Source organism: Clostridium sp. NSJ-49, assembly GCF_014287725.1.
GTDB classification, from domain to species: Bacteria; Bacillota; Clostridia; order Clostridiales; family Clostridiaceae; genus Clostridium; species Clostridium disporicum_B.
The window spans coordinates 41,006-65,980 of record NZ_JACOOP010000002.1 but is presented as its reverse complement, the minus strand read 5'-3'; the positions used below and the strand labels follow the sequence as shown (position 1 = coordinate 65,980).

Annotated in this window: 23 protein-coding genes; all 23 read right to left on the bottom strand. The window is 25.5% G+C overall.

Features of this window, described 5'->3' with window-relative positions:
- Nucleotides 1–5: 5 nt before the first annotated feature.
- Nucleotides 6–1,082 carry an acyltransferase family protein gene (locus H8S10_RS00995; protein WP_186837646.1) on the bottom strand — a complete coding sequence of 359 codons (1,077 nt, stop codon included), beginning with the start codon at nt 1,080–1,082 and terminating at the stop codon, nt 6–8.
- Entirely contained in the window at nt 1,069–2,106 is a 1,038-nt protein-coding gene (locus H8S10_RS00990; RefSeq protein ID WP_186837645.1) for an acyltransferase, read from the bottom strand. Before H8S10_RS00990 ends, H8S10_RS00995 begins: the two co-directional genes overlap by 14 nt.
- 40 nt (nt 2,107–2,146) lie before the next feature.
- Entirely contained in the window at nt 2,147–3,271 is a 1,125-nt protein-coding gene (locus tag H8S10_RS00985) for a glycosyltransferase (protein ID WP_186837644.1), read from the bottom strand.
- A 65-nt stretch (nt 3,272–3,336) separates the two neighbouring features.
- On the bottom strand, nt 3,337–4,398 hold the full coding sequence (locus tag H8S10_RS00980; RefSeq protein ID WP_243175809.1) for a polysaccharide pyruvyl transferase family protein: 1,062 nt from the start codon (nt 4,396–4,398) through the stop codon (nt 3,337–3,339).
- Between the two features lie 43 nt (nt 4,399–4,441).
- Nucleotides 4,442–5,701, bottom strand: coding sequence for a hypothetical protein (locus tag H8S10_RS00975; RefSeq protein ID WP_186837642.1), 1,260 nt, complete (start codon nt 5,699–5,701; stop codon nt 4,442–4,444).
- 64 nt (nt 5,702–5,765) lie between these two features.
- Nucleotides 5,766–6,722 (bottom strand): glycosyltransferase, encoded by a 957-nt coding sequence (locus H8S10_RS00970; protein ID WP_186837641.1) that lies wholly within the window; start codon nt 6,720–6,722, stop codon nt 5,766–5,768.
- The gene (locus H8S10_RS00965; protein ID WP_186837640.1) at nt 6,715–7,776 is read right to left on the bottom strand and encodes an acyltransferase family protein; all 1,062 of its coding nucleotides are present in this window, start codon (nt 7,774–7,776) and stop codon (nt 6,715–6,717) included. Before H8S10_RS00965 ends, H8S10_RS00970 begins: the two co-directional genes overlap by 8 nt.
- Nucleotides 7,777–7,800: 24 nt before the next feature.
- On the bottom strand, nt 7,801–9,342 hold the full coding sequence (locus H8S10_RS00960; protein WP_186837639.1) for an oligosaccharide flippase family protein: 1,542 nt from the start codon (nt 9,340–9,342) through the stop codon (nt 7,801–7,803).
- Nucleotides 9,343–9,383: 41 nt separating this feature from the next.
- A complete protein-coding gene (locus H8S10_RS00955) occupies nt 9,384–10,478 on the bottom strand; it encodes a glycosyltransferase (RefSeq protein WP_186837638.1) in 1,095 nt (364 codons plus the stop codon).
- A gap of 25 nt (nt 10,479–10,503) precedes the next feature.
- On the bottom strand, nt 10,504–11,508 hold the full coding sequence (locus H8S10_RS00950; protein WP_186837637.1) for a glycosyltransferase family 2 protein: 1,005 nt from the start codon (nt 11,506–11,508) through the stop codon (nt 10,504–10,506).
- A gap of 29 nt (nt 11,509–11,537) precedes the next feature.
- The gene (locus H8S10_RS00945; protein WP_186837636.1) at nt 11,538–12,680 is read right to left on the bottom strand and encodes a glycosyltransferase; all 1,143 of its coding nucleotides are present in this window, start codon (nt 12,678–12,680) and stop codon (nt 11,538–11,540) included.
- A 13-nt stretch (nt 12,681–12,693) separates the two neighbouring features.
- Nucleotides 12,694–13,881 (bottom strand): glycosyltransferase, encoded by a 1,188-nt coding sequence (locus H8S10_RS00940; RefSeq protein WP_186837635.1) that lies wholly within the window; start codon nt 13,879–13,881, stop codon nt 12,694–12,696.
- Complete coding sequence (locus H8S10_RS00935; protein WP_186837634.1) at nt 13,853–15,013, bottom strand: glycosyltransferase family 1 protein; 1,161 nt, start codon at nt 15,011–15,013, stop codon at nt 13,853–13,855. Before H8S10_RS00935 ends, H8S10_RS00940 begins: the two co-directional genes overlap by 29 nt.
- Nucleotides 15,014–15,051: 38 nt before the next feature.
- Nucleotides 15,052–16,125: an EpsG family protein gene (locus H8S10_RS00930; RefSeq protein WP_186837633.1), complete on the bottom strand. Its 1,074-nt coding sequence runs from the start codon at nt 16,123–16,125 to the stop codon at nt 15,052–15,054.
- Nucleotides 16,126–16,143: 18 nt separating this feature from the next.
- Nucleotides 16,144–17,034, bottom strand: a complete 891-nt coding sequence (locus tag H8S10_RS00925; protein WP_186837632.1) for a glycosyltransferase family A protein — start codon at nt 17,032–17,034, stop codon at nt 16,144–16,146.
- Nucleotides 17,035–17,047: 13 nt separating this feature from the next.
- Nucleotides 17,048–18,103, bottom strand: coding sequence for a glycosyltransferase family 4 protein (locus H8S10_RS00920; protein WP_243175808.1), 1,056 nt, complete (start codon nt 18,101–18,103; stop codon nt 17,048–17,050).
- 78 nt (nt 18,104–18,181) lie between these two features.
- Nucleotides 18,182–19,327, bottom strand: coding sequence for a glycosyltransferase family 4 protein (locus H8S10_RS00915; RefSeq protein ID WP_186837631.1), 1,146 nt, complete (start codon nt 19,325–19,327; stop codon nt 18,182–18,184).
- Between the two features lie 77 nt (nt 19,328–19,404).
- The gene (locus H8S10_RS00910; RefSeq protein ID WP_186837630.1) at nt 19,405–20,058 is read right to left on the bottom strand and encodes an acetyltransferase; all 654 of its coding nucleotides are present in this window, start codon (nt 20,056–20,058) and stop codon (nt 19,405–19,407) included.
- Nucleotides 20,059–20,081: 23 nt separating this feature from the next.
- A complete protein-coding gene (locus tag H8S10_RS00905; protein ID WP_186837629.1) occupies nt 20,082–20,747 on the bottom strand; it encodes a CpsD/CapB family tyrosine-protein kinase in 666 nt (221 codons plus the stop codon).
- The gene (locus tag H8S10_RS00900; protein ID WP_186837628.1) at nt 20,707–21,432 is read right to left on the bottom strand and encodes a Wzz/FepE/Etk N-terminal domain-containing protein; all 726 of its coding nucleotides are present in this window, start codon (nt 21,430–21,432) and stop codon (nt 20,707–20,709) included. The genes H8S10_RS00905 and H8S10_RS00900 overlap by 41 nt, the downstream gene beginning before the upstream one ends.
- Before the next feature lie 23 nt (nt 21,433–21,455).
- Nucleotides 21,456–22,052: a sugar transferase gene (locus tag H8S10_RS00895; RefSeq protein WP_186837627.1), complete on the bottom strand. Its 597-nt coding sequence runs from the start codon at nt 22,050–22,052 to the stop codon at nt 21,456–21,458.
- Between the two features lie 3 nt (nt 22,053–22,055).
- The gene (locus tag H8S10_RS00890; protein WP_279287135.1) at nt 22,056–23,237 is read right to left on the bottom strand and encodes a DegT/DnrJ/EryC1/StrS family aminotransferase; all 1,182 of its coding nucleotides are present in this window, start codon (nt 23,235–23,237) and stop codon (nt 22,056–22,058) included.
- A gap of 949 nt (nt 23,238–24,186) precedes the next feature.
- Nucleotides 24,187–24,900 (bottom strand): ABC transporter ATP-binding protein, encoded by a 714-nt coding sequence (locus tag H8S10_RS00885; RefSeq protein ID WP_186837626.1) that lies wholly within the window; start codon nt 24,898–24,900, stop codon nt 24,187–24,189.
- Nucleotides 24,901–24,975: the final 75 nt, after the last annotated feature.

Below are 24,975 nucleotides of genomic sequence, written 5' to 3'. Positions count from 1 at the left end.
ATATTTTAAGTAATTAATTTTTCGGATTTCATTTTAAGTTCTATTTTACTATTTAATAAAACAATTATTGGTTTATATATTGAATTTATTAAATACGACGATGCTAAACACATAATAAGCAACCATGGAAATATAAGAAAACTATACTTTGGTGCAAATACTAGTTCCTTAAAATAAATCATATAAAAAAACATATGAGTAAGCCACATATTAGTAGAATGATTACTTAAATAATCTAATAATTTATTCATCCACCTTGGCTTATCAATTAAATTGAAAATACATATAAAAGCTACTCCTGTAAACACGGCAACAAATAAAGTTTGAACTATTCCATGTGCTATTATCGTTAATACAATCAACATTATTCCTAATAAGTTTTTATACCTTATTTTCTTTACTAAATTGTATAATTTACTGTATATTTTCTTATTAGCAAATATAGCTCCAATTATAAATGGAAACTGTGATGTTCCAAAAAGAGCTAACTGTCTAATAATCCAATTTAAAAATACATTATCAAAAATTATTACTCCTTTTATCCTCTGAATATAAGCAAGTATATAAAATAAAAAAGACATTATAATAATTAAATAAGAATTATTTTTTAGAACTATCTTATTTATCATATGTGATACTAATACCAAAATAATGTAAGTAGTTACAAACCACCAAGATCCATTATATGCTGGAGATATTGCAGTTAACGTTAACACAAAAGTTTTTAAATCTCCTGGATATTTATTAGCTTGTCCTAATATTGGCCCTAAAACAACTACAAAAATAAATAATACTATCCAATAATTAATATATATCTTAAAAATCCTAAACAAATTATTTTTAAAGTAGTTATAATTATTATTTTCATAACTTATAAATAACCCATATCCACTACAAAAACAATATATTGCAACACAACAATCTCCAAATAAAGCTAAATAATATACTAAAGGAGTACTTGCTATAAATATAAGTGGAGTATATATACCTTCGTATGCTTTTGTGCAAAATAAATGAAGTAACAACATAAATAATATTGCTATACCTTTAGTGTTTTTGATTTGATTTTTAGTTAATTCCATAAACTCCCCTTCTACTTTTCTTTACGTATTCTTTTCCATTAGTTATAAATTTATTTAATATAATTGCAATCACATAAGATATTATAAATGATGGTATTGCTATAATAGTAATTTTAATTAAATAATTATACTGAAAATCCGAAAATAAATTTCTAAATAAGATTAAAATTAGTTCATGCACCATATAAAATTCAAAGCTTATTTTAGCTATTTTTTGAAATACCTTATTACATAAAAATTTAGATATAATCCCCTTTTCTTGTGATATAATATATATTCCCATTAAAAATACAGGTGCATAAATTATTCCTTTTGTAAATTCAGTTGGTAAGACAAAAGATAATAGATAAGTAATAAAAAATATTGATATAATACCTATTTCTACTAATGTATAGTTTGTTATAACATCTTTATTTCTTTCAATATATATTTTTGCTAATATCATTCCTAATATAAAATCTAATATTCTAAAGTAAGGGCTTATATAAAAGAAATATCCATAATCATCTACAAAACTAGGGACTATAAAAGCTAATAATATTTGAATCAACCATACTAGAATTAGAAGATAAATTGGCTTAATCACTTTAACCTTACTTAATTTTTTAATAATAAATGCCGCTAATAGATAGCAACAAAATGTAGTTGATAGATACCAAGACAAATTATTAAATGTAAATGAATATCTAGGTGTTAATGTTTGTAAAAGAAGAAGATTAACTCCGCCCATTACAATAAGTTCCCCTATAGAAAATTTACATATCCAAGAAAATCTAATAAAAATACTCATAATGAAAGTTATTATATGAATTGGATACATCTTTTTAATTTTTTTCATTCCCCATAAAATACTTTTCTTTATACTTATATCTTTGACGGTATTATTATAGTTATAGTAAAGTACAAATCCTGATAATATAAAGAAAAATGTCACTGGAAATATTCCATTAGGTATAAATCCTGCATGAAAAAAGAATATTGCAAGCATTGCTAACGCTCTTAATCCTTGTAATGATTTAATCATAATAATTCTAAGTCCCTTCTATGCTCTCAATTTATAAAATTTAATAAAATTTTTTATTAATAATATTATCAAATTGTTCTGTAATTCTTTTTATCTTAAATTCATTGAGTATATTTTTTTCAACATAAATATATTGATTGTATAATTCCTTATTATTCATTATAGCTAATAGACCTTCATATAAAGCTAATTCATTATTCTCAACTATCATCCCATACTTTCCATTATCCAATATCTCATCTGGCCCTCCACACTTTACTGATAATACAGGAGTGTTTAGTGTCATTGCTTCTGCTACAACTAATCCAAATGACTCTATATTATCAGATGCACAAATCAATAAGCTAGAATTTTTTATATATTTATATGGATTTCTTGAAAATCCAATCAATTTCACATAATTGCTAGCACTAAATTCTTCTATTAACTTTACTAAATCATTTTTTTGAGGTCCTTCCCCTATGATATATAATTTTATTTTTCTGTGTCCTTCTTCATATATCCTCCTACATATATTTATTACTCTATCAAATCTTTTTTCAACAGATAATCTGCCCACACATACTATTCTAAAATCATTTTTATCTAGTTCTATATCTGTAATTTCTTCTTTACTTTTGTTTAATACATCTTCTTTATCAATAGGATTATAAACAACCTCTAATTTATTACTATCTAATGAAAAAGAATCTTCATACCATTTTTTCATAAACTTTGATACAAAACATAGATTATCAAAATTATTTAGCATTTTTTCTAACTTTTCTTTACTTCTACATAAAGGCTCATTAAAATTAAAATAATTAGGATTTATATGAAACCAAGCAATTTTTTTAGTTTTTGAACTTGCACCACTTATGATTTTATGTGTATATCCTTCTTGAAAAGCTATCTCTACATCATATTTATCTATAATAAAAATTTTGTGAACTATTTTAGATGGTAAGTCTCTTACTATCCTTCCAATACCTCTAGGTTCTTTTTTCTTAAAAATATATTTATATTTTACATTTTTATTTAATTGTGACTTTATTTCTTCACAAAAAAACCAATTTAAAACAGTAATATCGTATTTTTTACTATCCATATTATTACAATAGTCTAATAATACTTTTTCAATCCCTCCAAAAGCTTCTGACTTTGTAAAAAACAATATTTTTTTCATTGATATACCTCATAATTTATTTTACTTTATTCGATTATATTAAACTCAACCATTAATTGCCCTTTTTACATAAGCTTATTACGTAATTTATAAAAATGCTCTTCATCTAAATTAAGTTCGCTTTTATTATCTAGTATTATTAATTCTTTAATTAATTTATTAATATTTTCAAAATTTAAATCTTCAACTAATCTTATATAATTTAGTTTACTAATCCATTTATAACTTTCAAGAATCTTATGGTCTAAACTTCTTATTACTATACATGGTGTCTTAGTAATAGCACAAAATATCATTCCATGAAGTCTATCTGTTATAACAATTTTAGATTTTGCAAACTTATTCCATAATTCAACTAATAACTCTTGTCTATTATCTTCTTGTACTTTCTCTGCTATTACAGTATCAGATACAATTACGTCATCATACTCATTGTTTAATAATTTTATAAAGTCTTGCTTTTTTTCTTGTGCTATATATGTTTCCTTATCACTTCTTAAACATGTCATAATAGCATTTCTTTCTTTATAATATAAATTTTCTAACTTATCATTTAAATATAATACTATATCGGGACATAAAATTACTTTACAGTTTTTAAAAACCTCTTTCATCATCCTATATGATTTTTCTTCTCTAGCAATCAAAGTTAAATCTTTATGATTATTGTATATCTTTTTACTTTTTTCTAACTCTCTTTTTCCCTCTTGATCATTTGAAAAATACATAGTTTGAGTAAATGATATTATTTTACTATCACTAAAATTTTCAATAATGTACCTTCTTGCATTTTCCTCTTCTACATAATGGTTTCCCATATTTCCACCACCATGTAAAAATATTAAATCACCATTTTTAAGTATTTTTTTTATCCATTTGCTATATTTATAAGTATCTTCACAATTGATTTCTATCACTTCATACTCATTAAAAGTATCTCGTAAGTACTTTCTAGATGCAAAAGCTATAGCTTGATCTCCCAAATTTCCATGAGTAGGTACTAATGTATATATTATCTTTTTTTTATTCTTATATTTTTTTAATTCTTTATTATAATATCTAATTGATAACAATTCATTATATGTTTTATCACCTAGTAGTCTATAAACTATTTCTGCTAAAGTCATGTGCTTTCCCCTCATATAACCCTATTTAAACTTGCTTTAAATATTATCTTTTCAACACTTTATACAAAGTAACCTTAATTTGTATTATTAATTGTTTAATCTTTTTATTTATAATCTTCTTTCTATTTAAGTTATTAAAATTAATATTTAATATCCAATTTACACTTTCTTCTTTTTTCCACAACTCTTTATCTTTATTAAACTTATTTTTTATTTGATTCCAGAATTCAATTAAAGATTCTGAAAGTATCCAATTATATTTCATATTACTTTCAATTTCTTTTGATGTATTTTTATCAATATAAAATCCATGTTCATTCGGATTTATTTTATTTGCTATTAATCCCATAATAGTTCTTGAACACTTTTCACATTTACTACAATTTATACCTCCATCAGATTGCCAACACACTCTAATAAATAATTTATCATCTGATTCTTTTATATAATCGCTTATAATAGATATTTTATTTTGCCTGTTATTTTCAAATCCATGATGAACTGTGCTACATCCAGCAAATTTAAATTCATTATCAATTGTTGGATGTGAGGCACACGAAAAATTTATTGTTTCAGGCGATAAAGATGCTGGAATATATATTATTTTTAATTTGTTTTTATATGCATAAGGTGCTACGTGCCCGATAAGTCCAATTCCATGTTGTGCTCCATGCCACCAATTGTCATTATCTTTCATAAACTTAGAATATGCTTTTGTAAGTTCTCCTTCACTAATAAATCTTCGAAAACTCGACTCTATAAGTAAATTTTGTAAATTTCTTTTATTCCCAAAATCAACAACTTCCCTTTTAACCTTATCCCATCCTTGCTTATCATCTAAACTGATATCTGAACCCCATAATGTTACTAAAATTGGTTTTTCATCTATAATTTCTATTAACGTTCCTAATGAATCTACCCCTCCACTAAAAAAAGTTGCACACTTATCTGATGGTTCGTAACTATAATCTATTATATTTTTTACACTTATTTTTCCACCCAAGTTTGCATTAGGATGCATCTTAGAATATCCTTCTTTAATATTATCAATTGCATTATAAAATGTTTTATCTAATTCCCCTATTATTATCTCAGCATCACTAAACCAAGCAATTGGTAATATATTTGATAGTAAAGGTATAACTGCTATCCCAAAAGGTATATCCTCAATAGAATCTTGGTATTGTACATACATATTTTCATTATTTACAAAAAATTTTTTTACATATCCAAATACCTCCAAAAAGTATTCTATTCTATTGTTTTTAACTTCAATTCTCTTTATTTTAATTAAATTTTTCATTTTTACCTCATTTTTATAATTACCTTAAACTAAGAGATCTTATTTTTTTAATATTATTTAATTTTTACTTCATTATATAATTCTCATAAAATTTTGAATTAACTATAAATACTATCCATGCGAGTTTTTCTTTATAATTGAAGTAAGGATTCTTTAACAATGTATATATACTCTCTCTAAAATTCTTTTTTAATCTATAAAGTTCTTCATCAATACACTCTATATTTCTTTTAGCCTTATAATAATTTTCAAAGAAATATTTTACATAATTATATTCAGCCTTATACTGTAATTCTTTATTTTTAATATTTTTAAAGAATAACTTTCTTTCATTAAATGCATATACTGCATCTAGTTTTTTTATATTAAATTTTGAATTTATTATACTGTCTTCTCTTTGTATATAGTTATACAATTGTTTCGATACATATGTTATCTTTTGTGCTTTATATAGTAACTTATGTGCTATAAATTCATCTTCATGAATTTTACCTTCTTCATACCTTACTTCGTCAAAAAGCTCTTTTTTATATATTTTATTCCATGCAACTGTAAATTCAGCCCCCTTATCAGAATATAACATATGTAATGCATCTATATTATTTAATTCAATACTTTTAGTATTTTCTATAGTATCAATAACATCAGTTTTGTTGTACACCTTTTTAAACTCACATATTACAATATCAGAATCATTTTGTATAATTTTGTCATAAAGAATCTTGTACATATCCTTATGTATAAAATCATCTCCGTCCACAAATGCAATATACTTACCTTGCGCAATTTCTATTCCAGCATTTCTTGCTGATGACAGTCCACCATTTTTTTTATGTATTACTTGTATTCTACTATCTTTTTTAGCATAACCTTCGCATATTTCTCCACTTTTATCTGTAGATCCATCATCTACTAATATTAAATCAAAATCACTTAAGCTTTGATTTAATATTGATTCTATACATCGCTCTACATATAATTCAACATTATATATTGGTACAATAATACTTATTTTACTCATATATAAATCCCCTAAACATTAAAATTTTAATTCTTATATAATTTAACATTTTATTCATTAAAAAACTTATAAATAGACTTACAATAAATACACATAGACTAATTAAAGGTATTGATAAAATTGGATTAAATAATGTATTTATAAATCCCATTTTATAAAAGAACATATTTACAAAATCATGAACGAGATACATAGTAAATGAATATTTTGATATTTTAATTATTAGATATTTTATTTTTTCATTTAATATAAATTTATTAAAATTATATTTTGCTAATAATAACATTGATATAGATATTAATGCAGTCCCTAAATCAAATGGTCCTAAAAGATAAATTCTCTTATCAAAATTAAATACTGAAAAATTATTAATATATATACAAAATATTGATACTAAAATAGTTAAAATATAAATTTGTTTTCTAATATTTTTGTTTATATCATAGTTGTTTATGTAATATCCCATAATATAGTAAAATACATAACCACCTAAAAAGCTCAAATTAATATTTTTTACATTAATATCTAAAATTGTATTAACAATTGGTATATTTCTCATAAGTGGAATTAATACAACAAATACCCACCCTAGTAATATCCAATATTTAAATACTTCTTCATCCAAATTTCGGGTAAAAACTCTAAGTATTGGCGTAATCATATATAATCCAATTAGCATTACTAAGTACCATAAATGAAAGTGTCCACTAAAAGTACTTGTTATAAAAGTTATTAAATTTCCTCCATATGTTAAAATATTGTATATTGAATATAAGGCACTCCAAAGAATATATGCTATTAATATTCTTTTAATGTACTTAATATAAATTTCTTTTACTGATATTTGTTTTTTGGGATTAAGGAATATAATACCACTTATCATTACAAAAACAGGTACTCCCCAGTGTGAAATAGTTACATAAGAATTTATAATAAACCAATTTGTTTCTCTAGTAACATTTCCCCAAGTAGCAGTTGCTGTGTGTAAAGTCATAACTGATAACATCGCTATTATTCTTAACAAATCGTAATTAACTTGTCTATTACTTAACATACTATCTCCTATTTAAATTCACTTTTATGCTAAATTTAATTTTTTCTTTATACAATTAAATAATTTTATTTTTATATCTTTATCTAAAATAATAATAATATTTATAATTAATCCAATTACTCCTGTACATATAGCTGCTATAATCAATGTAAGCCATGAATTAACAACTATTAATTTCTTTATTAATGTTCCAACTATTGTTAAAGCAATTACACTAAATACAGAGATAAATACTTCTGGATAAAATGTATTCCACTTTAATTTTAAACATTTAGATGCGGCCGGAATATTATATAACATATTTCGTATTAAATTAACAAATGAACTAACGCCAGCTACTGCAAAAATACCTAAGTTAGTTGTTTTTAGTAGAATAAAAACTATAATTGTACTTATTACTCCTGATGCCAATAATAAAATAGAGCTTGTTTTTAAATTATTTGCTACAGTAAAAGCATTATATAAACATTGTATTCCGCTTGTAAATATTAAACCAAAGCAAGTTAATACCGATAATACATGTAATAATGTTGCATCTTCTGAAGGTACCCATAAACTATAAAACTCCTTTCCATATACTATTAATATTGCTAGTGGAATAGTTATTAAAATTGCTATTATTTTCATACCCTGTTTTAAATTATTTTTAAGCGATTCTTGTTCTCCTTTAGCATAATCAATTGTTAAACTTGGCATAAATGTAGAAGTAAGTGTTCCTGCAAGACTAATTATTATATTAGGTATAGTTTTTGATAATGCAAGTACTCCCATTTCTACAGGTCCTATAAATAAATTTGTTATTAATAAATCTAATCCGCTTAAAAGTATTTGTCCTACATTAGTAATTGTATTCCAAATCCCTGAAGATATAAGTTCTTTTATAGTTTCCCACTTGAAATAACCTTTTTTGATTTTAAGCTGTGGAATTAGTTTTTTTTGATAATATCTATTAAAATAAGTAGAATATATCCCTGAAATCATAGTAGCTAATCCAACATAATAAACATGTGGTGAAAAAAATAAAAATAGTAATAATATCACTCCTATTCTTATTAAATTAGATTCCATACCTCGTATTGATTGTAAATATAATTTATTTGCAGCAAAGGTTGCTGTCCCCCAGCTCGGCATAGATTGTATAACAAGAAAATTTATAAATAATATAGAAAATAATATTTTTACATCTAAAACTAAGTTACTAGATATATTTATAATTGATTCTAATTTAATAATACAGATTAGTGCTGGTAATAATAATATACTTGTTATAATTAAGTTGCCTATGAATACTGAATTAAAATACTTATTTGCTGTTTTATAATCTTCTTTATGAATAGCTATAGTTATAAACCTACCTGCCATAGAATTTAACGCAATTGTTATTAATGTAGCATAACTAATGAAAGTATTAGCAAGAGATACGAAACCATTAGCCTCAACCCCTAAAGTCTTAACAACATACGGTGATAAAAAAAAGCTTATTATTAAATTAACTCCAAAAACAATCAAACTACTAGTTAAATTAATTGCTGTTTGTTTATTCCTATCTATGTCATATTTATTCATTATATTCTCCTCTAAAATTATATTTTTAATTTTTATCTAAGTTAATCAATAAAAAAACTATTCTTTATTAATTTTTCTATTTTACACGCAATATCATTACCATTAAAATCTACAATGTATCCTGTTTTTCTATCAATAATATGTTCTGTTGAGGTAGCAAATTTAGTAATTATAATAGGTTTCTCAAAAATTTTTGCTTCGCTGACTGTTATGCCAAACCCTTCCTCTAATGAAGGTTGTACATAAATGTCACAAGTTTTAAAATATCCGTATGGATTATCTTTATTTCCTAATAATATAACGTATTTTTTTAAGTCATTTTCTTCTACTTTTTTTAATAACTTATTTTTAATTGGACCTTCTCCAATTAAATACCACCTGAAATTTACTCCTTTTTTCTTTAATAAAATGGCTGCTTCTATTATTAAATCATGTCCTTTTTCAGTTGATAATCTAGCCACCGTTAATATGTTATAATTTCCATCACTTGTCTCAAACTTTTCTCCGCAGTCACTCAATTTTCTAATTTCACCTTTATCTATAAAGTTATATATAACTTTAGTCTTGTTTTTAAATTCTGGAAAAATATTAATAACTTGATTTTTTACTGCTTTAGAAATGCAAATTATTTCATCATATTCTTTATATAATTTATAGTACCCTCTTTTTTCATTTTCAGCTATCTTACTCATATCCATATGTATCCATAATACCTTTTTGTTTGATTTTACATTATCTATAACATACGGAACGGGTAAATCTGTAGGTTTATGGTAGCATACTGCTACATCATATATTTCATTTAATTTTCTGTATAACTTACATCTATATCTACATTTTTCATTATAATCTTTAACTAAATTACACATTATTAAATTTTTTATCTTTTTAATTAATTCTATTAGCTTCATTTCTGCTAAATCTTTAATTAAAATTGTTTTTATGGATTCATTCACTTCTGGTATTTCTATTATTTTTACATCTGATCTTAAACTTTTTTCAAGTTCTCCACCTAAATTAAATACTCCAATAGTAATTTCAAAATTATCTTTTGGAATTTGTTTAATCATCTCTAATAATGCTTTCTCGACCCCACCAGTTATTAATTTATTTGTAATAAAAATTACTTTAGTCAAATAATCACTTTCCTTTTTAGTGTTTTTAATTTTTGAAATTTATATATAAAAAAATATACTTTAACAAAACATACTTTTTTCTAATAATCAACTTGTTAATTATACTTATAGTTGTATTTTCTTGTTTTATCTTAAAACAATTTGTTATTTTCTCGTTACTTAATGCTTTGTTTAAAATCTTATTCTTTTGTTTTCTTTTTAGATTTTTACACATTAATATTTTTATAAATGCACTATAATATTGGGGATACATGGTATTATTTGCAATGCTAATAGCTTCCTTTGTTTTATAACACTTTGTATATTCTAAAAACTTTTCATGAACAATTAAGTAATTTTCAAATATATCTTTATATGCTATTTTTGTGATGCTACTATGCCTATCATAATGAGCATAAAAATACAGTTCATCTTGTAATACTTTTATATATTTGCAAAACTTCAAATAGCATAGGTTAAATACCGTATCTTCACTAAGTTTTAAGTCTTTAAATAGTATATTATTATTTTTTATAATATTTGTTTTATATAATTTACCCCAACACGGATGTACCAGCCCATTAACAAAAAAATCTTTATCCATTTCGACATCCATATCTAATAACCTTGACTTTACTTCTCTATTCTCACCGTAATTAATACTAATTTCATTTATAAAAACTTCTTTATAGTTGCAAACTATTAAATCAGCTTTACAGTCCACCATATTTTCTATTAAAGTCAAGATATAATTTTCACATATCCAATCGTCTGAATCTACAAAACTTATATATTCTCCATTAGCTACTGATATCCCTATATTTCTTGCTATATGCGCACCCTCATTCTTTTTATGAATAACCGCTATTCTTTTATCATTTTTAGCATAATAATCACATATTTCACCTGATTTATCTTTTGACCCATCATCTACTAATATAATTTCAATATAACTGTAACTTTGATTAATTATACTTTCTATACATTTTTTAATGTACTTTTCTGAATTATAAACTGGTATTATTATTGATATTAATTTATTATTAATCACTTTAAGCTCCTTACCATTTTACTTAAATTTTATCTTTCTAGAATGTTTTGTTCTATTTGCTTAATAGTTGTAAAATAATTGAAACTATTAGCTCTTTTTTTAGCCTTATTTTTTAATTCTTCTAATAAATCATTGTTACTTATTATATCTTTAAGTGCTAAGTATAGATCATTTTCATTGTTATCAACTAGCATTCCATATTCGCCAAAATTCAATAATTCATTTGGCCCACTACAATTTGTACTTATTACTGGAATACCTAGCACTAAAGCTTCTGCAATTACTAGACTAAATCCTTCTGCTCGTGATGAACATACAAATAAATCTGCTTGTTTAATAAACTTATAGGGATTTTTTTCGAATCCTAGCAACTTTACATACTCTTCTAAATCATTAGCTTTTATAAACTGCTCTAAATTTTCTCGTTCTTGCCCTTCTCCTAATATAATTAGTTCAAATTTAATATCTATTTCATTCTTTAGATTATTTATTATCTTAAGTAATCTATCATACCCCTTTTGGTGTACTAATCTCCCTACAGAAATTATCGTAAATTTATTACTATCAATTAAAGTACAATTTTCATTTGCTTTCAAAATAATACTCTCTTTATCAATTGGGTTGTATTGAACTTTAACCTTTTCTTTACTTATATTGTATTTTTTTACCAAAGAATCTTTAACACTATTGGAAACACATATTATTTTTTGAAACTTATTATAGCATTTCTTATGTTCATCTAAATTTTTAAAATACAAATCTGCATAATCTCTTTCAATTGGGTCAACATGTATCCAAGATATTTTCTTAGATACATTATTATTAGAATTACTTATAACTTTAGTAGCAAATCCTTCAACAAAAGCTACTTCCACATCAAATTTCTTTCTAAATAAAACTTTATAAACTACTTTAGCTGGTAATTTATAAATTAAATGATACTTAATTTTATATATAAATTTAAAAAATATATTTCCATTTAATAAATCTTTAGATAAAAAACTTTCATAAATACAATAATCTTTTATTTTGTCATTATATATTCCAATATCAGTTATAGTTTTTACCGTTATTTCAAACTTTGTTTTATCTAAGCCTTTTACTATATCTAATAGTACTTTCTCAGCACCACCCCCTCCAAGACTCTCTATAAAGAATATAACTTTTATCATTGTGTCACTTAATTTACTCCTTTATAATTTTATATAATTTAGCTAACTCATAACTATTTCCATACTTAGTATTTCTACAGTTTTCAGCTAACTTTTCTATAAACCCTTTGTATTTATACACCTTTTCAATTCCATCAGCTATTCCTTTTATACTTAAATCTGATATATATCCATCAACCTCATTATTCACTTGACTTTTTGCAGTATCATAATTAGTTATCATTACAGGCTTTCCTAAAATCTGTGCTTCTGTAACTGTAACTGCTTTACCCTCATATCTAGAAGGTTGAACATATAAATCACAAGCCTTTATATATGGATATGGATTAGTTTTCTTGCCTAATAAAATAAAGTTATTTTCAAGATTATATTCTTTTATTAAGCCTTTAATTAAATCTTCATCTCCACCATAGCCTATAACATACCATTTAATATTTTTTACCCCTTTATCATGTAGTATTTTCAAAGCCCTAACTGCATTATCTATCCCTTTTGCATAACATAGTCTTCCTACAGAAACTATATTAAATTTATCTTCTTCAAATTTTTCTTCTATATATTCATCAGCCATTTTTCTAACAAACTCTGGTGATGTTATATTTTCCATTACTTTTACTTTATCTTTTAAGCTAGGATATTTTTTTATAAATGAATTTTTACATTCTTCTGAAACAGCCATAATATAATTAAATTTATTCCAAATCCTTAAATCTTCTTTTATGTCTGTTTCTATTTTGGAGTAATCAGTATGTATCCAAGCTATTTTTTTCTTTGCCTTAACTTTTTCTGCAATAAAGTAATGTGGCCAAAGATAGCTTATTGCTACATCATACTCCTTATCAATTTTAGATAAGAATGAAATAGTATACTTCCACATTAGCTGCATTTGAATTACGCTTTCCATATCAGAGGTTTTAACTTTATTTTTTCCTTTAAACTTTGCTAGGAGTCTTGATACTCCAATAAGTAAATTTCCTTCTTTCATAACTTGTCCTATACCTTTTCTAAAAGTAGCTAATTCTTTAATTTCTGGTAATAGATTAACTTTCTTACTTAATAGATTCATAAATTCTCCAGAATGTCTATATAACATTAAATCTACTTTATAATTTTTATAATCAAAGTTATCTAACATACTTATTAAGCTTCTTTCAACACCTCCAACTTCTAAATCAAAAGATGCTATTAGAATATTCTTCATACAACTTCTCCTGCTCTAATTTAAATTTATAAACAGACATTAAATTTTTTAAAATCGAATTAAGATCATACCCTTTTTTTTGTATTGACTTCATTATATCTACATTTATAGACTGTTTTTTTTCTATAATATTTAAAGCCTTATTTGCCCATACTTCACTACCTTTATCTAATTTTATTTGAGTTATTAAATTTAATCCTAAATCTACTTCATTTTGAATAGCTTCTGATACTAAACAAGGAACTTTAGATGATTGCGCTTCTAATAAAACTAATCCTAACCCCTCACTAATTGAAGGTAATATAAATAAATCAATACTTTTTAAAATATATGGTATATCGCCTCTAATGCCTAAGAAATATACATTATTACTTAAATCTAACCTATCTACTTTTTTTCTAATATTCTCTTCTTCATCTCCAATTCCAACTAAAATAAGCTTTATATTATTATTTAATAAAACCATTTCCTTTGTAATATCTATTAAAAATTTATGGTTTTTTGCAGTTATAAACCTACCGATATGACATATTAATAAATCCTCTTTATTAAGTCTTAACTCTTCTCTTAAACTAGTTTTAGAATTATAATTAATGAATTTTTCATAATCTATATAATTAGGAAGTATTCTATATTTTTTATTTTTTAATATGTTATTACCAAAAAGATACTTACCAGCAGAATTACTACAAGCTAAAAAATCAGTGGAAAATATTCTTATAAGAATCCTCATTACAAATACATAAAACTTTCTTAATAAACTACTACTTATATCAGCAGTAGTATGTGCATGTGAAACCCTAACCTTTATTTCTTCCAAATAGGCAGCTATCATTGCCACTCCACAATTAAACATCATATGTGTATGAACTGCATCATATGGTCCATTTTCTCTTATTACTTTTCTTATATCATTTATAGCTTTAATAAATCCAACTTCATTAGGGGCTTTTAACCTTATTATTTCTCCTCCAAGCGATTCTACCTCTTTGTCATAATAGGCTTCTTTATTGCTATAAGAAATAAAATGAAATGTTATATCATTATTAATTTTTCTATATAAATTTATAAGCATTGTTTCAGTTCCGCCAACATTCATAGCCCCTGTAATATGCAATATTTTTTTCTTCATAATTATCACCTATAACCATTTAATATTTTTATTTAGCACTATTTTATTTCATAAAAAAATGTGTCTAATTTATATATTGTAGTATACCTCACTCTATTAGTTACTTCTTGGTCATAATAAAAGAATATGAAATATAATATTAATAACATAAAATAAAATAATCTTTTTTCTTTTCCCTCAAGACAATTGGCAATTATATATGGAATTAATATAAAACTATATAACTGAAAGTAAATTGTAAATCTTGCAAATATCCAGTTATATGCTGAAAACAACATAACTATAAAACAAATAATATTCATATTTACAAATACATTTCCATACTTCCACTTATCTTTTATTACATTTCTCTTTAAATAAGCTAATAATACCGGTACAGCAAAAACTGCAATTCTAATTAAATTAGCTCCTCCTTCATCAAATTCAGCATATTGCTCATATCTTGTATTACCTAAAAACTTCATAGCTAGATTTAATGATGGTTCATAAAATACTAATCCTATAGCTGTTAATACAAAAATGATATTAGTCATTCTTTCCCATGGTGTAAGTCTAACTATAAAATACAAAGGAATCATTATTAATGCTGAATTATGTATTGTGCTCATTAGTAATACTATAAGAAAATATGTTTTATATTTTTTCTTAAATATTAGTGTTGTTGCAAAGAATAATATTGAAGCTGCTAGGCTTTGTCTAATTCCATTCATTGTTACAATATAATATCCTGAAGTAATGTATAAAAATATTCCTAATTCAAAATAACTATCCTTTGTATATCTATAAATAGTTATTACATTTAATATATTGATAATTACAGAAGTTACTATTATTAATAATTGTGAATCACCAGAAAATATTTTTAAAAATTTTATAAAATAAACAAATCCGATTTCATATCCATCTGACACATATGATTGGTCTACTAATTCACATAGATGCCTATACATTCCTGTATCCCCTATACCAGATCTAATTGCAGATACTATTACTAAAATAGATATAACAAAAAACAAGAAAAACCATGATATTTTTCCATATTTACTTTCAATTTTCCTAGTCAGTAAAGCTAAGAAATAAGTTACTATTGTTGTTACATAAAAAACTGTCATGTTTTCCTCCTTTAATGTTTATGTTATTCTTACTTTTTTTCTAATGTATAAATATAATAAAAAGCCTATTGGTATTGATAATATCGTTAAAGCTTTACTTGGACTTTCATTAATAAAGCTTTTATTCCTTGAAATAATGCAACTTGATACATAGTGTATGTTTTCTTTTAACCTATATATTAAATTTCCCTGTCTATTTTTTAAATTTTCTTTCCTATAAAAAGCAAATCCTCTTGGATTTCTAATATATTGTCTTAACATATTATTACTAGATCCATCTTGCTGATATTCAACAATACATACTATTTCATTCATTAATAAAAGCTCATACTCTTGATCTATCTTATAATATTTATAAGATAGTCCAACATATCTTTCCCCTTCAAATATCGGGTATGGATACCTTCTTGTTAAATCACTTCTATATATGAGCTTTTTATCTCCCTTTACTTTCTTTTTATTATATAAATCAAACAGAGTAGATGATTTTATATGCTTTGGAAATTCAGTTCCTATAACTCTTCCATTTTCAAAAGCATCTAAACCTGCAAATCCAGCATATTTGTTAGATCCATTATTAATCCAAAAGCTACATATTTTTTCTACAGCATCTTCTGGCATATAGTCATCTGAATCTACGCATGTGTTTAATTCAGTATTTATGTTTTCATAAGCTGTATTATGTGCACCATGCATGCCTTGATTTTCTTGATAGATGTATCTTATACTAAAGTCATTTTTTTCATTAATCCATTTATCTACACAAGCTCTTGTCCCATCTGTAGATCCATCGTCAACTATTAACCATTCAAAGTTATTACTTGTTTGCTTTCTTAAACTTTTATAGCATCTAAACAATAAATCTTTTCTATTGTAAGTTGGCGTAAATATCGTTAATAAAGGCCTCATATATACTCCTTATCTACTTAATAATTGATTTATACAATTTATTTTCTACATTATTAATATATGTTTTTATACTAAATTTTTCTTCTACAGTTCTTTTAGCATTTATAGAGTAAAACTTAATTAACTTTTTATTGTCTTTAATCTTATCTAGCTCATTTATAAACTTCTCATATTCACAAGATTCTATTAAAACACCTGTATCTTTCTTAATAACTTCATTTATACTTCCTACATCTGTTGCTATTATTGCTTTTCCAAAAGCCATTGCTTCCAATAAAACCATTGGCAGCCCTTCATATAATGAGGGAAGAAAAAATATATCTATAAGTGGATAAAAACTGTATGCATTGTCTTGAAAACCAGTTAAAACAAATAATTCTTCTAATTCATTTTCTTTTATAAGCCTTTTCACTTCATCTTCCTGTGACCCATTTCCTACTAATAAAAACTTACTATCATTAAATTTATGTTTATGTTTAACAAGCTCCTTAATAAATGGTATAATTCCCTTTTCATAATCCAATCTTCCTATAAATCCAATAATTACCTTACATTCTGGTATATTAAATTTTTTTCTTACTTCATCTATTTTACTAATATTAAAATTATTTATTTCATTTATATCTATTGCATTTGAAAGAATTATTGTTTTCTCTTTATCAAAATATTTTGCATTCTCTTCATAAAACTCATAAACAATATTTCCGCATACAATGTTGTAATCATATTTAGGTCTTAAAAATGAATCTACTTTTTTATTAACTCCATTTTTTTTTAACCAGGGATAACAACTATGTATATGAGAAATAATTTTAACTTTTAACTTAAATATCTTTTTACTAAGATAACTGATAACTGAAGCTGTGTTGTCATGAGCATGTATTACTTTTATATCTTCTTTATTTACTATTTCCTTAATTTTTTTAATATCTTTTATAATATTTTTATTTGAGAATTCTATTGAATAGCTTTTTATGTTACTTTCTTCAAAAATCTTTTTAAGATTATTTCCTCCACATAAAACTATTGGTTCATATTCTTTCATATTTTTACATATTAAGAGTGCCATTTTTTCAGCACCACTTAATTTATTCATTGGTAATACATGTAATACTTTCTCCAGAATAATCACCTCTCTTTAACTAACTTACATATAAGAAAAAATCTTTTCATCTAATATATCATTACAAACTTCTGAATATATCTCTTTAAGTTTATCGTTAATATTTTTAATATTATATTTCTCAATATCTTCTGAAACCTCAAATTTCTTATCCTGTAACAAATAATATCTTTCAATTTCTTTTGCTGTTTCTTTATAATTTCCTACCTCTACAAGGGAACCAATACTTTCATTGCATACTATCTCTCTACATCCCCTTATATTTGTAGCAATTACATTTCTGCCACAAGCCATAAACTCCACAAGGTTTCTAGGTAACCCCTCTCTATGCGACATAAGTATTCCTATGTCTGAGACATTTATAAGTTCATTTATATCTTCTCTATATCCTAATAACTTTATATTTTCTTCTAATCCTCTTTGTTTTATTTCTTTTTTTATCTCTTCTAATAACTGTCCATCTCCAACACAAAGAGCTTTTATATTGGGATATTTATCTTTTAATAACTCCATTGCTTTAATAAGTTGAATATGGTTTTTATTTTTATTTAATTCAGCTATATTCAAAACAATAAAATCATCTTCATTTAATCCTAATTCTTCTTTCTTTCTCTTTATCTCTTCACAACTAATTTTCTTATATTTATTTAAATCAATCCCTACACCATTCATTAAATAGCATTTTTCAGGATTAAGTTTATTTTTAGTTATTTCGTAATCTTCCTTATTAATATTTATAGTTACATTAGTTAAGCTTGCCATAAATTTTTCTATTGGATAATAGATAAGCCATCCTAATTTTGATCCACTTTTTAAAAAGTGATATCCATGTGCTGTATATATAGTTTTTATTTTTGGAAACTTAAATCTAAGTAATCTACCATATATAGCGGCTATTGGTGTATGAACATGTATTACGTCATATTCATTTATAGATTGGATATCTATTAATTTATTAAAAGCCTTTATGTTTCCTAAGCCTAAAGGATTTCTTGAAAAAGGTATTTCGAAGACTCTAACTCCCTTGGCTTGTAATTTTTTATTCAAAGTCTTGTCTATCGAACAAGCACAATCAACTTTATATCCATTAGCTAAAAGCATCTCTATATGAGGAACCAAAAATGCATTTATAGTTCTACTCACTGTTGTCACATATAATACTTTTTTCAAATTCCTCACCTCATTTACTCTTAATTAATCATTTCTATTAAAAACACTATTTGCTTATTTCAACTTGTAACCTGTAATTAATCACTTGTAAGTTGTAACTCTTTAATAACCTTTGCCGGAACTCCAACCGCTGTACAATATGGTTCAATATCATTAATAACCACAGCTCCAGCCCCTATAATAGCTCCTTCTCCTATTGTCTTACCTTGAATTACTGTTGATCCAGATCCCATAGTTACACCTTCTTCGATTAAGTCATTTCCTGAAACATTAACATTCCATAATAATGAAACATAATCTTTAACTACTGAATCATGTCCTATTCCACACTTAGGACTTATAATTACATGTTTTCCTATTTCAATATTTGATGTTAATATGACACCTTCATAAATTATTGACCCTTCCCCTAAAGTCATAAAGTCATGAATCCATACTTTTGGATGAACTATTGTTGCAAATTTGAATTTTCCCTTTAACCTATTTACTATTCTCTTTTTAACCTTATAATTTGCTATTGCTATTACTACATAAGTATCTTCTGCAAAAAAATCTAATGAATCTACTCCTCCAATAACCGAGTATCCATTAATAACTTTTCCCCAATTATCAATGTTATCATCTATGAATCCAATCATATTCCAGGTTGCTTCTAAGTCATTAATTTGTCTAACTATTAAAGATACTTCTCTTCCTACCCCACCTGCTCCTACAATCATTAAATTCTTCATGCTATAACACTGTCCACTCTTTTCTATTTTTTAATATCACTTGAATAATGCTTATAATATCCATATTTTTGTTTCATATCTGACTCATTTAATATACTTCCTATAACATTGGCTCTTACTTTTTCAAGTTCATTGTAAGCAAGCTTTACATATTTAGCCCTTGATTTCTTTGCTCTTGATACTAAGACTGTTCCATCACACTTAGCAGCTAAAAGTTGAGCATCTGTAACAGCTAATACTGGCGGTGTATCTATTACAATATAATCATACTCATCTTCCATATTATCTATAAAATCCTTCAAAGCTTTTGAACCAACAATCTCTGCTGGATTTGGAGGTATTGTTCCTGCTGTTATTAAATGAACTCCTTTTGAAATAACTTTTACCACTTCATTTATAGTACATTTATTTACTAATAAATCCGTTATTCCTTTTTCGTTAGAAATCTTAAACTTCTTGTGAAGTGAAGGTTTTCTTAAATCACAATCTATTAATAAAACTTTGTTATTATTTTCGCTTAACACATAAGCCAAGTTTCCTGATATAGTTGATTTTCCTTCACTAGCAAGTGAGCTTGTAACAACTAATGTTTTTATTTTTTTATCAATTGATGAATACTGAATGCTTGTCCTTATCGATCTGTAGGCTTCAGCTGATATTGACCTTGGCATCATTTGAGCTATAAACATAGTTATCCCCCTTACCAAATTGTTTTTCATGTTTTGGAATATCACCTAATACAGGTATAGGTAATACTTTTTCTAAATCCTTTTTTTCCCTAATAGTATCATCTAAATAATCTAAAACTAATATTAATCCTATTGAAATAACTAACCCTATTACTATTCCAGTTTGAATTACTCTATTTTTATTAGGCCAAATTGTACTTACCCTTGCTGTATTAACTATAATAGGCTCTAAGTCTGGTACAAGTTCCCTTAAGTTAGCTATAAATTCTGTTCCTAATGCTTCTAACGTTTCTGTCATCATATCGCTATTTGCACTTGAAAACATCAAGCTTACTACTGGCGAATCTTCTGATGAAGACACTGATATTCCAGACCTTACTTCCCTTGCATCTCTATTTATATTATTTTTTTGAAGAACTTCTTCAATAAACTCTTCTGTCATTATCATATCCTTCAATGTATTTATGTTTCTTCCATAAAAATTCATCTGTTGCATTGTAGAATAATCTAACCCTTCTGTCTCTATTGCAATAAATATATTAAGACTTGTGCTATAAGATGGCCTCATTGAAGAAGCCTCATAATAAGCAATTCCTGTCGTAACTGCTGTAATAAAAATAATTACCCAAAGCTTTCTCTTAAATAACCTAATTATCTCTTCAAAATCAAATAACTTATCATCCACATTAATCACCTACCATTTGTTCATTAATTTTGACCATTAAAGTATTCCATTGTAATTCCTTCTGATTGGTTAATTCCATCTTTCTTAAATACTTTATATATTGTCTTGAATAGTATTTTTATATCTAACCAAAATGACCAATTATCTACATACCAAATATCTAACTTAAATTTTTCATTCCATGTTAACGAATTTCTTCCATTTACCTGAGCCAAGCCTGTAATCCCAGGCAATACCTCATGTCTTCTAATTTGCTCATCATTATATACACTTAAATATCGCTTAAGTAATGGTCTTGGACCAACTAAACTCATCTCTCCTTTTATTACATTTATTAATTCTGGAAGCTCATCTAAGCTTGTAGCTCTTAAAAATGAACCTAAGCTTGTAACTCTTTCAAAATCGGGTAAGTCATTTCCATACTTATCTTTTGCATCCTTCATTGTTCTAAACTTTATTATCTTAAATACCTCATTATCTTTCCCTACTCTTTCTTGAAGAAATAGTACCGGAGTCCCAAGGCTTATTTTTACTATAAAGCAAATAATTAACATAACAGGCCATAAAAAAAATAATAATACCGTTGAAATTAAAATATCAAATATTCTTTTAATAAACATACCCTAAATCTCTCTAAATAATTCTTTTATAATTTCTATTACATATTCTTGCTCTTCTACAGTCATCTTCGTATCTGAAGGTAAACATACCCCCCTATTAAATACGTCTTCTGATACACTTATTTCATCATCTTCATTATGCTTAAAGAATCTATATTCTTCAAAGTAAGGTTGAAGATGCATTGGCTTCCAAACTGGCCTTGATTCTATATTTTCTTTCTCTAAAGCTAAAATTATGTCAATAGGCTTTACCTTTGAATCCTTAGATAAAGTAATAACACTTAACCAATAATTAGGTTCACCATAATTTCTTACTGGCGCCATTTCTATATCATCTATTTCAATAAAGCTATTTTTGTAAAACTCATATATTTCCTTTTTCTTTTTTATTCGCTCTTCTATAACTTTTAATTGTCCTCTTCCTATTCCAGCTACAACATTACTCATTCTATAGTTATATCCAAGCTCACTATGTTGATAATATCTTTCATTATCTCTTGACTGAGTTGCCCAAAATTTTGCCTTGTGAAGTCCATCTATATTATTTGATACAAGCATACCTCCACCAGAAGTAGTTATTATCTTATTTCCATTAAAAGAATAAACACCATATTTACCTATTGTTCCTGTTTGAACTCCCTTATATGTTGCTCCTAAACTTTCTGCCGCATCTTCAATAACCGAAACCTTATATTTATTACAAATCTCCATTATTGGATCCATATCAGCACTTTGTCCATAAAGATGAACTACTATAACTGCTTTTGGTAACTTACCTAATTTTTTATAATATCTAAATGCATTTTCTAAAGCTATAGGTGACATATTTAAACTTTCTGGCTCTGAATCAATAAATACAGGTTCTGCGCCTTCATAAATTATTGGATTACAGCTTGCCACAAATGTTAAGCTTGAACAAAACACTATATCACCTTTACTTACACCTAATAACTTAACAGCCATATGTACTGCAGCAGTGCCTGAAGATAATGCTATTCCCCCACCAGAGCCAACATAATCTGATAATTCTATTTCGAAATTTTCGACATTTGGTCCTAACGGTGATATCCAGTTAGTTAAAAATGCCTCATCTATAAACTTTTTTTCATACTTACCCATATGTGGTGATGATAAGAATATTCGCTTATCAATTTTAGGTCTAACCATTCTGTCGATTAATTCCATTACCTTTCCCCCTACTGATACTATAAATAAACCTCATTATTTTTTTATTCTATTGTTCATCCAATGTATATTCTAATATATACGTTGATACAATTTCTTTTAAAGTACTTTGTATCCTATCTAAATATTCTTTCATAATCTTTTTGTAAAGTTATCAATAATCATCAGCAGTTCTTCATAAAGCTTTTATCCAAATATTAAATGTATTGATTTTAACCATGTATCCATATTAAAACATATAAGACTAATAATATTATTGATATATACTGAATAACTATAACTGGCTTAAAACTATTTATTAGCTTATATAGTGTTTCACCGTAATAAAATTCTCACCCTATATATATCTTACGTTTTATATTTTACCATTTATTTACACAATATTAGAGAAGTTTTTGTCGTCTTTTTCCTCCCTTAATCTCTTCTATTCTAGAAAAATTTTATATTTATAGTTTTATTTATTGAAATATTTCTAATAATGTCTTTATCGAAAAATTTTTTCATACAAATTATAAATTTAATTATATATTCCATTTAACTATTATTTTTTTGATGTTAACTTAAATAAAATCAAATTTCTATTATGAAATCTTCTTTCTAATACGTGTTTTTTCTTAAGATAATATTTATTTTATTTAGTGCAATGTCTATTCATAGCTTAATTTTCCATTTTAAGAGTATATTTAAAATAAAAAAAGATAGACTTAGTCATCTATCTACTTATATTATTCAACTTATCCACTTTTCTGCGACTTTTTATCTGATTTTATTTAGTACTTTAAATGCTCTTCTTCATAATATCATTTTTAATAAAGTATATATTTTTTTTAATTGTAATATAATTATTATTTTCTATTAATATACGCTTATATAGTAATATTTTATTAAAATCTTCATTAATAAAAATAACCTATCCTGAAGTTTAAACAGAATAGGTTATTATATATTGTTATCCAAGATACGCTTCTCTTATCCTATCATCCTTAAGCAATACATCTGCTTTACCATCAATAACTATAGTTCCTGTCTCAAGTACATAAGCTCTATCAGCTATTGAAAGTGCCATATTAGCATTTTGCTCTACAAGCAATACAGTAGTACCTGATTTATTTATTTCTACAATAGTATCAAATATATCTTTAACTACCATAGGAGCTAGTCCCATTGAAGGTTCATCTAATAAAAGCATTTTAGGTCTACTCATCAAAGCTCTTCCTATAGCAAGCATCTGTTGCTCTCCCCCTGAAAGTGTACCTGCATTTTGATTTCTTCGTTCCTTTAATCTTGGAAATTTTTCAAAAACCATCTCATAATCTTTTTTAACTTGAGCTTTATCTTTTCTTAAATATGCACCAAGCTCTAGATTCTCCATAACTGTAAGGTTACCAAATATCTTTCTACCTTCTGGAACATGACTTAATCCTTTTGACACTAATTTATTTGAACTAACTCCATTTATCTTTTCTCCATAAAAATATACTTCACCTGATTTAATCTTTTCTAATGAAGATATGGCTCTTAAAGTTGAAGTTTTACCTGCCCCATTTGCTCCTATAAGAGTAATAATCTCTCCCTCACGCACCTTTAGACTTATCCCCTTTAAAGCATGAATCCCTCCGTAATAAAGATTAAGATCTTTAATCTCCAAAACAACCTTTCCCAATAGTTACGCCCCCTTTCATCTTAGCCAAACTAAATAGAAATTTAATAGTTTCAAACTATTACTTCTAAATATATA

Coding starts and splice junctions, on each gene's coding strand:
- H8S10_RS00995 (WP_186837646.1), bottom strand. CDS start 1,082: ATGGAATTAACTAAAAATCAAATCAAAAACACTAAAGGTATAGCAATA.
- H8S10_RS00990 (WP_186837645.1), bottom strand. CDS start 2,106: ATGATTAAATCATTACAAGGATTAAGAGCGTTAGCAATGCTTGCAATA.
- H8S10_RS00985 (WP_186837644.1), bottom strand. CDS start 3,271: ATGAAAAAAATATTGTTTTTTACAAAGTCAGAAGCTTTTGGAGGGATT.
- H8S10_RS00980 (WP_243175809.1), bottom strand. CDS start 4,398: ATGACTTTAGCAGAAATAGTTTATAGACTACTAGGTGATAAAACATAT.
- H8S10_RS00975 (WP_186837642.1), bottom strand. CDS start 5,701: ATGAAAAATTTAATTAAAATAAAGAGAATTGAAGTTAAAAACAATAGA.
- H8S10_RS00970 (WP_186837641.1), bottom strand. CDS start 6,722: ATGAGTAAAATAAGTATTATTGTACCAATATATAATGTTGAATTATAT.
- H8S10_RS00965 (WP_186837640.1), bottom strand. CDS start 7,776: ATGTTAAGTAATAGACAAGTTAATTACGATTTGTTAAGAATAATAGCG.
- H8S10_RS00960 (WP_186837639.1), bottom strand. CDS start 9,342: ATGAATAAATATGACATAGATAGGAATAAACAAACAGCAATTAATTTA.
- H8S10_RS00945 (WP_186837636.1), bottom strand. CDS start 12,680: ATGATAAAAGTTATATTCTTTATAGAGAGTCTTGGAGGGGGTGGTGCT.
- H8S10_RS00940 (WP_186837635.1), bottom strand. CDS start 13,881: ATGAAGAATATTCTAATAGCATCTTTTGATTTAGAAGTTGGAGGTGTT.
- H8S10_RS00935 (WP_186837634.1), bottom strand. CDS start 15,013: ATGAAGAAAAAAATATTGCATATTACAGGGGCTATGAATGTTGGCGGA.
- H8S10_RS00930 (WP_186837633.1), bottom strand. CDS start 16,125: ATGACAGTTTTTTATGTAACAACAATAGTAACTTATTTCTTAGCTTTA.
- H8S10_RS00925 (WP_186837632.1), bottom strand. CDS start 17,034: ATGAGGCCTTTATTAACGATATTTACGCCAACTTACAATAGAAAAGAT.
- H8S10_RS00920 (WP_243175808.1), bottom strand. CDS start 18,103: ATGGCACTCTTAATATGTAAAAATATGAAAGAATATGAACCAATAGTT.
- H8S10_RS00910 (WP_186837630.1), bottom strand. CDS start 20,058: ATGAAGAATTTAATGATTGTAGGAGCAGGTGGGGTAGGAAGAGAAGTA.
- H8S10_RS00905 (WP_186837629.1), bottom strand. CDS start 20,747: ATGTTTATAGCTCAAATGATGCCAAGGTCAATATCAGCTGAAGCCTAC.
- H8S10_RS00895 (WP_186837627.1), bottom strand. CDS start 22,052: ATGTTTATTAAAAGAATATTTGATATTTTAATTTCAACGGTATTATTA.
- H8S10_RS00890 (WP_279287135.1), bottom strand. CDS start 23,237: ATGGAATTAATCGACAGAATGGTTAGACCTAAAATTGATAAGCGAATA.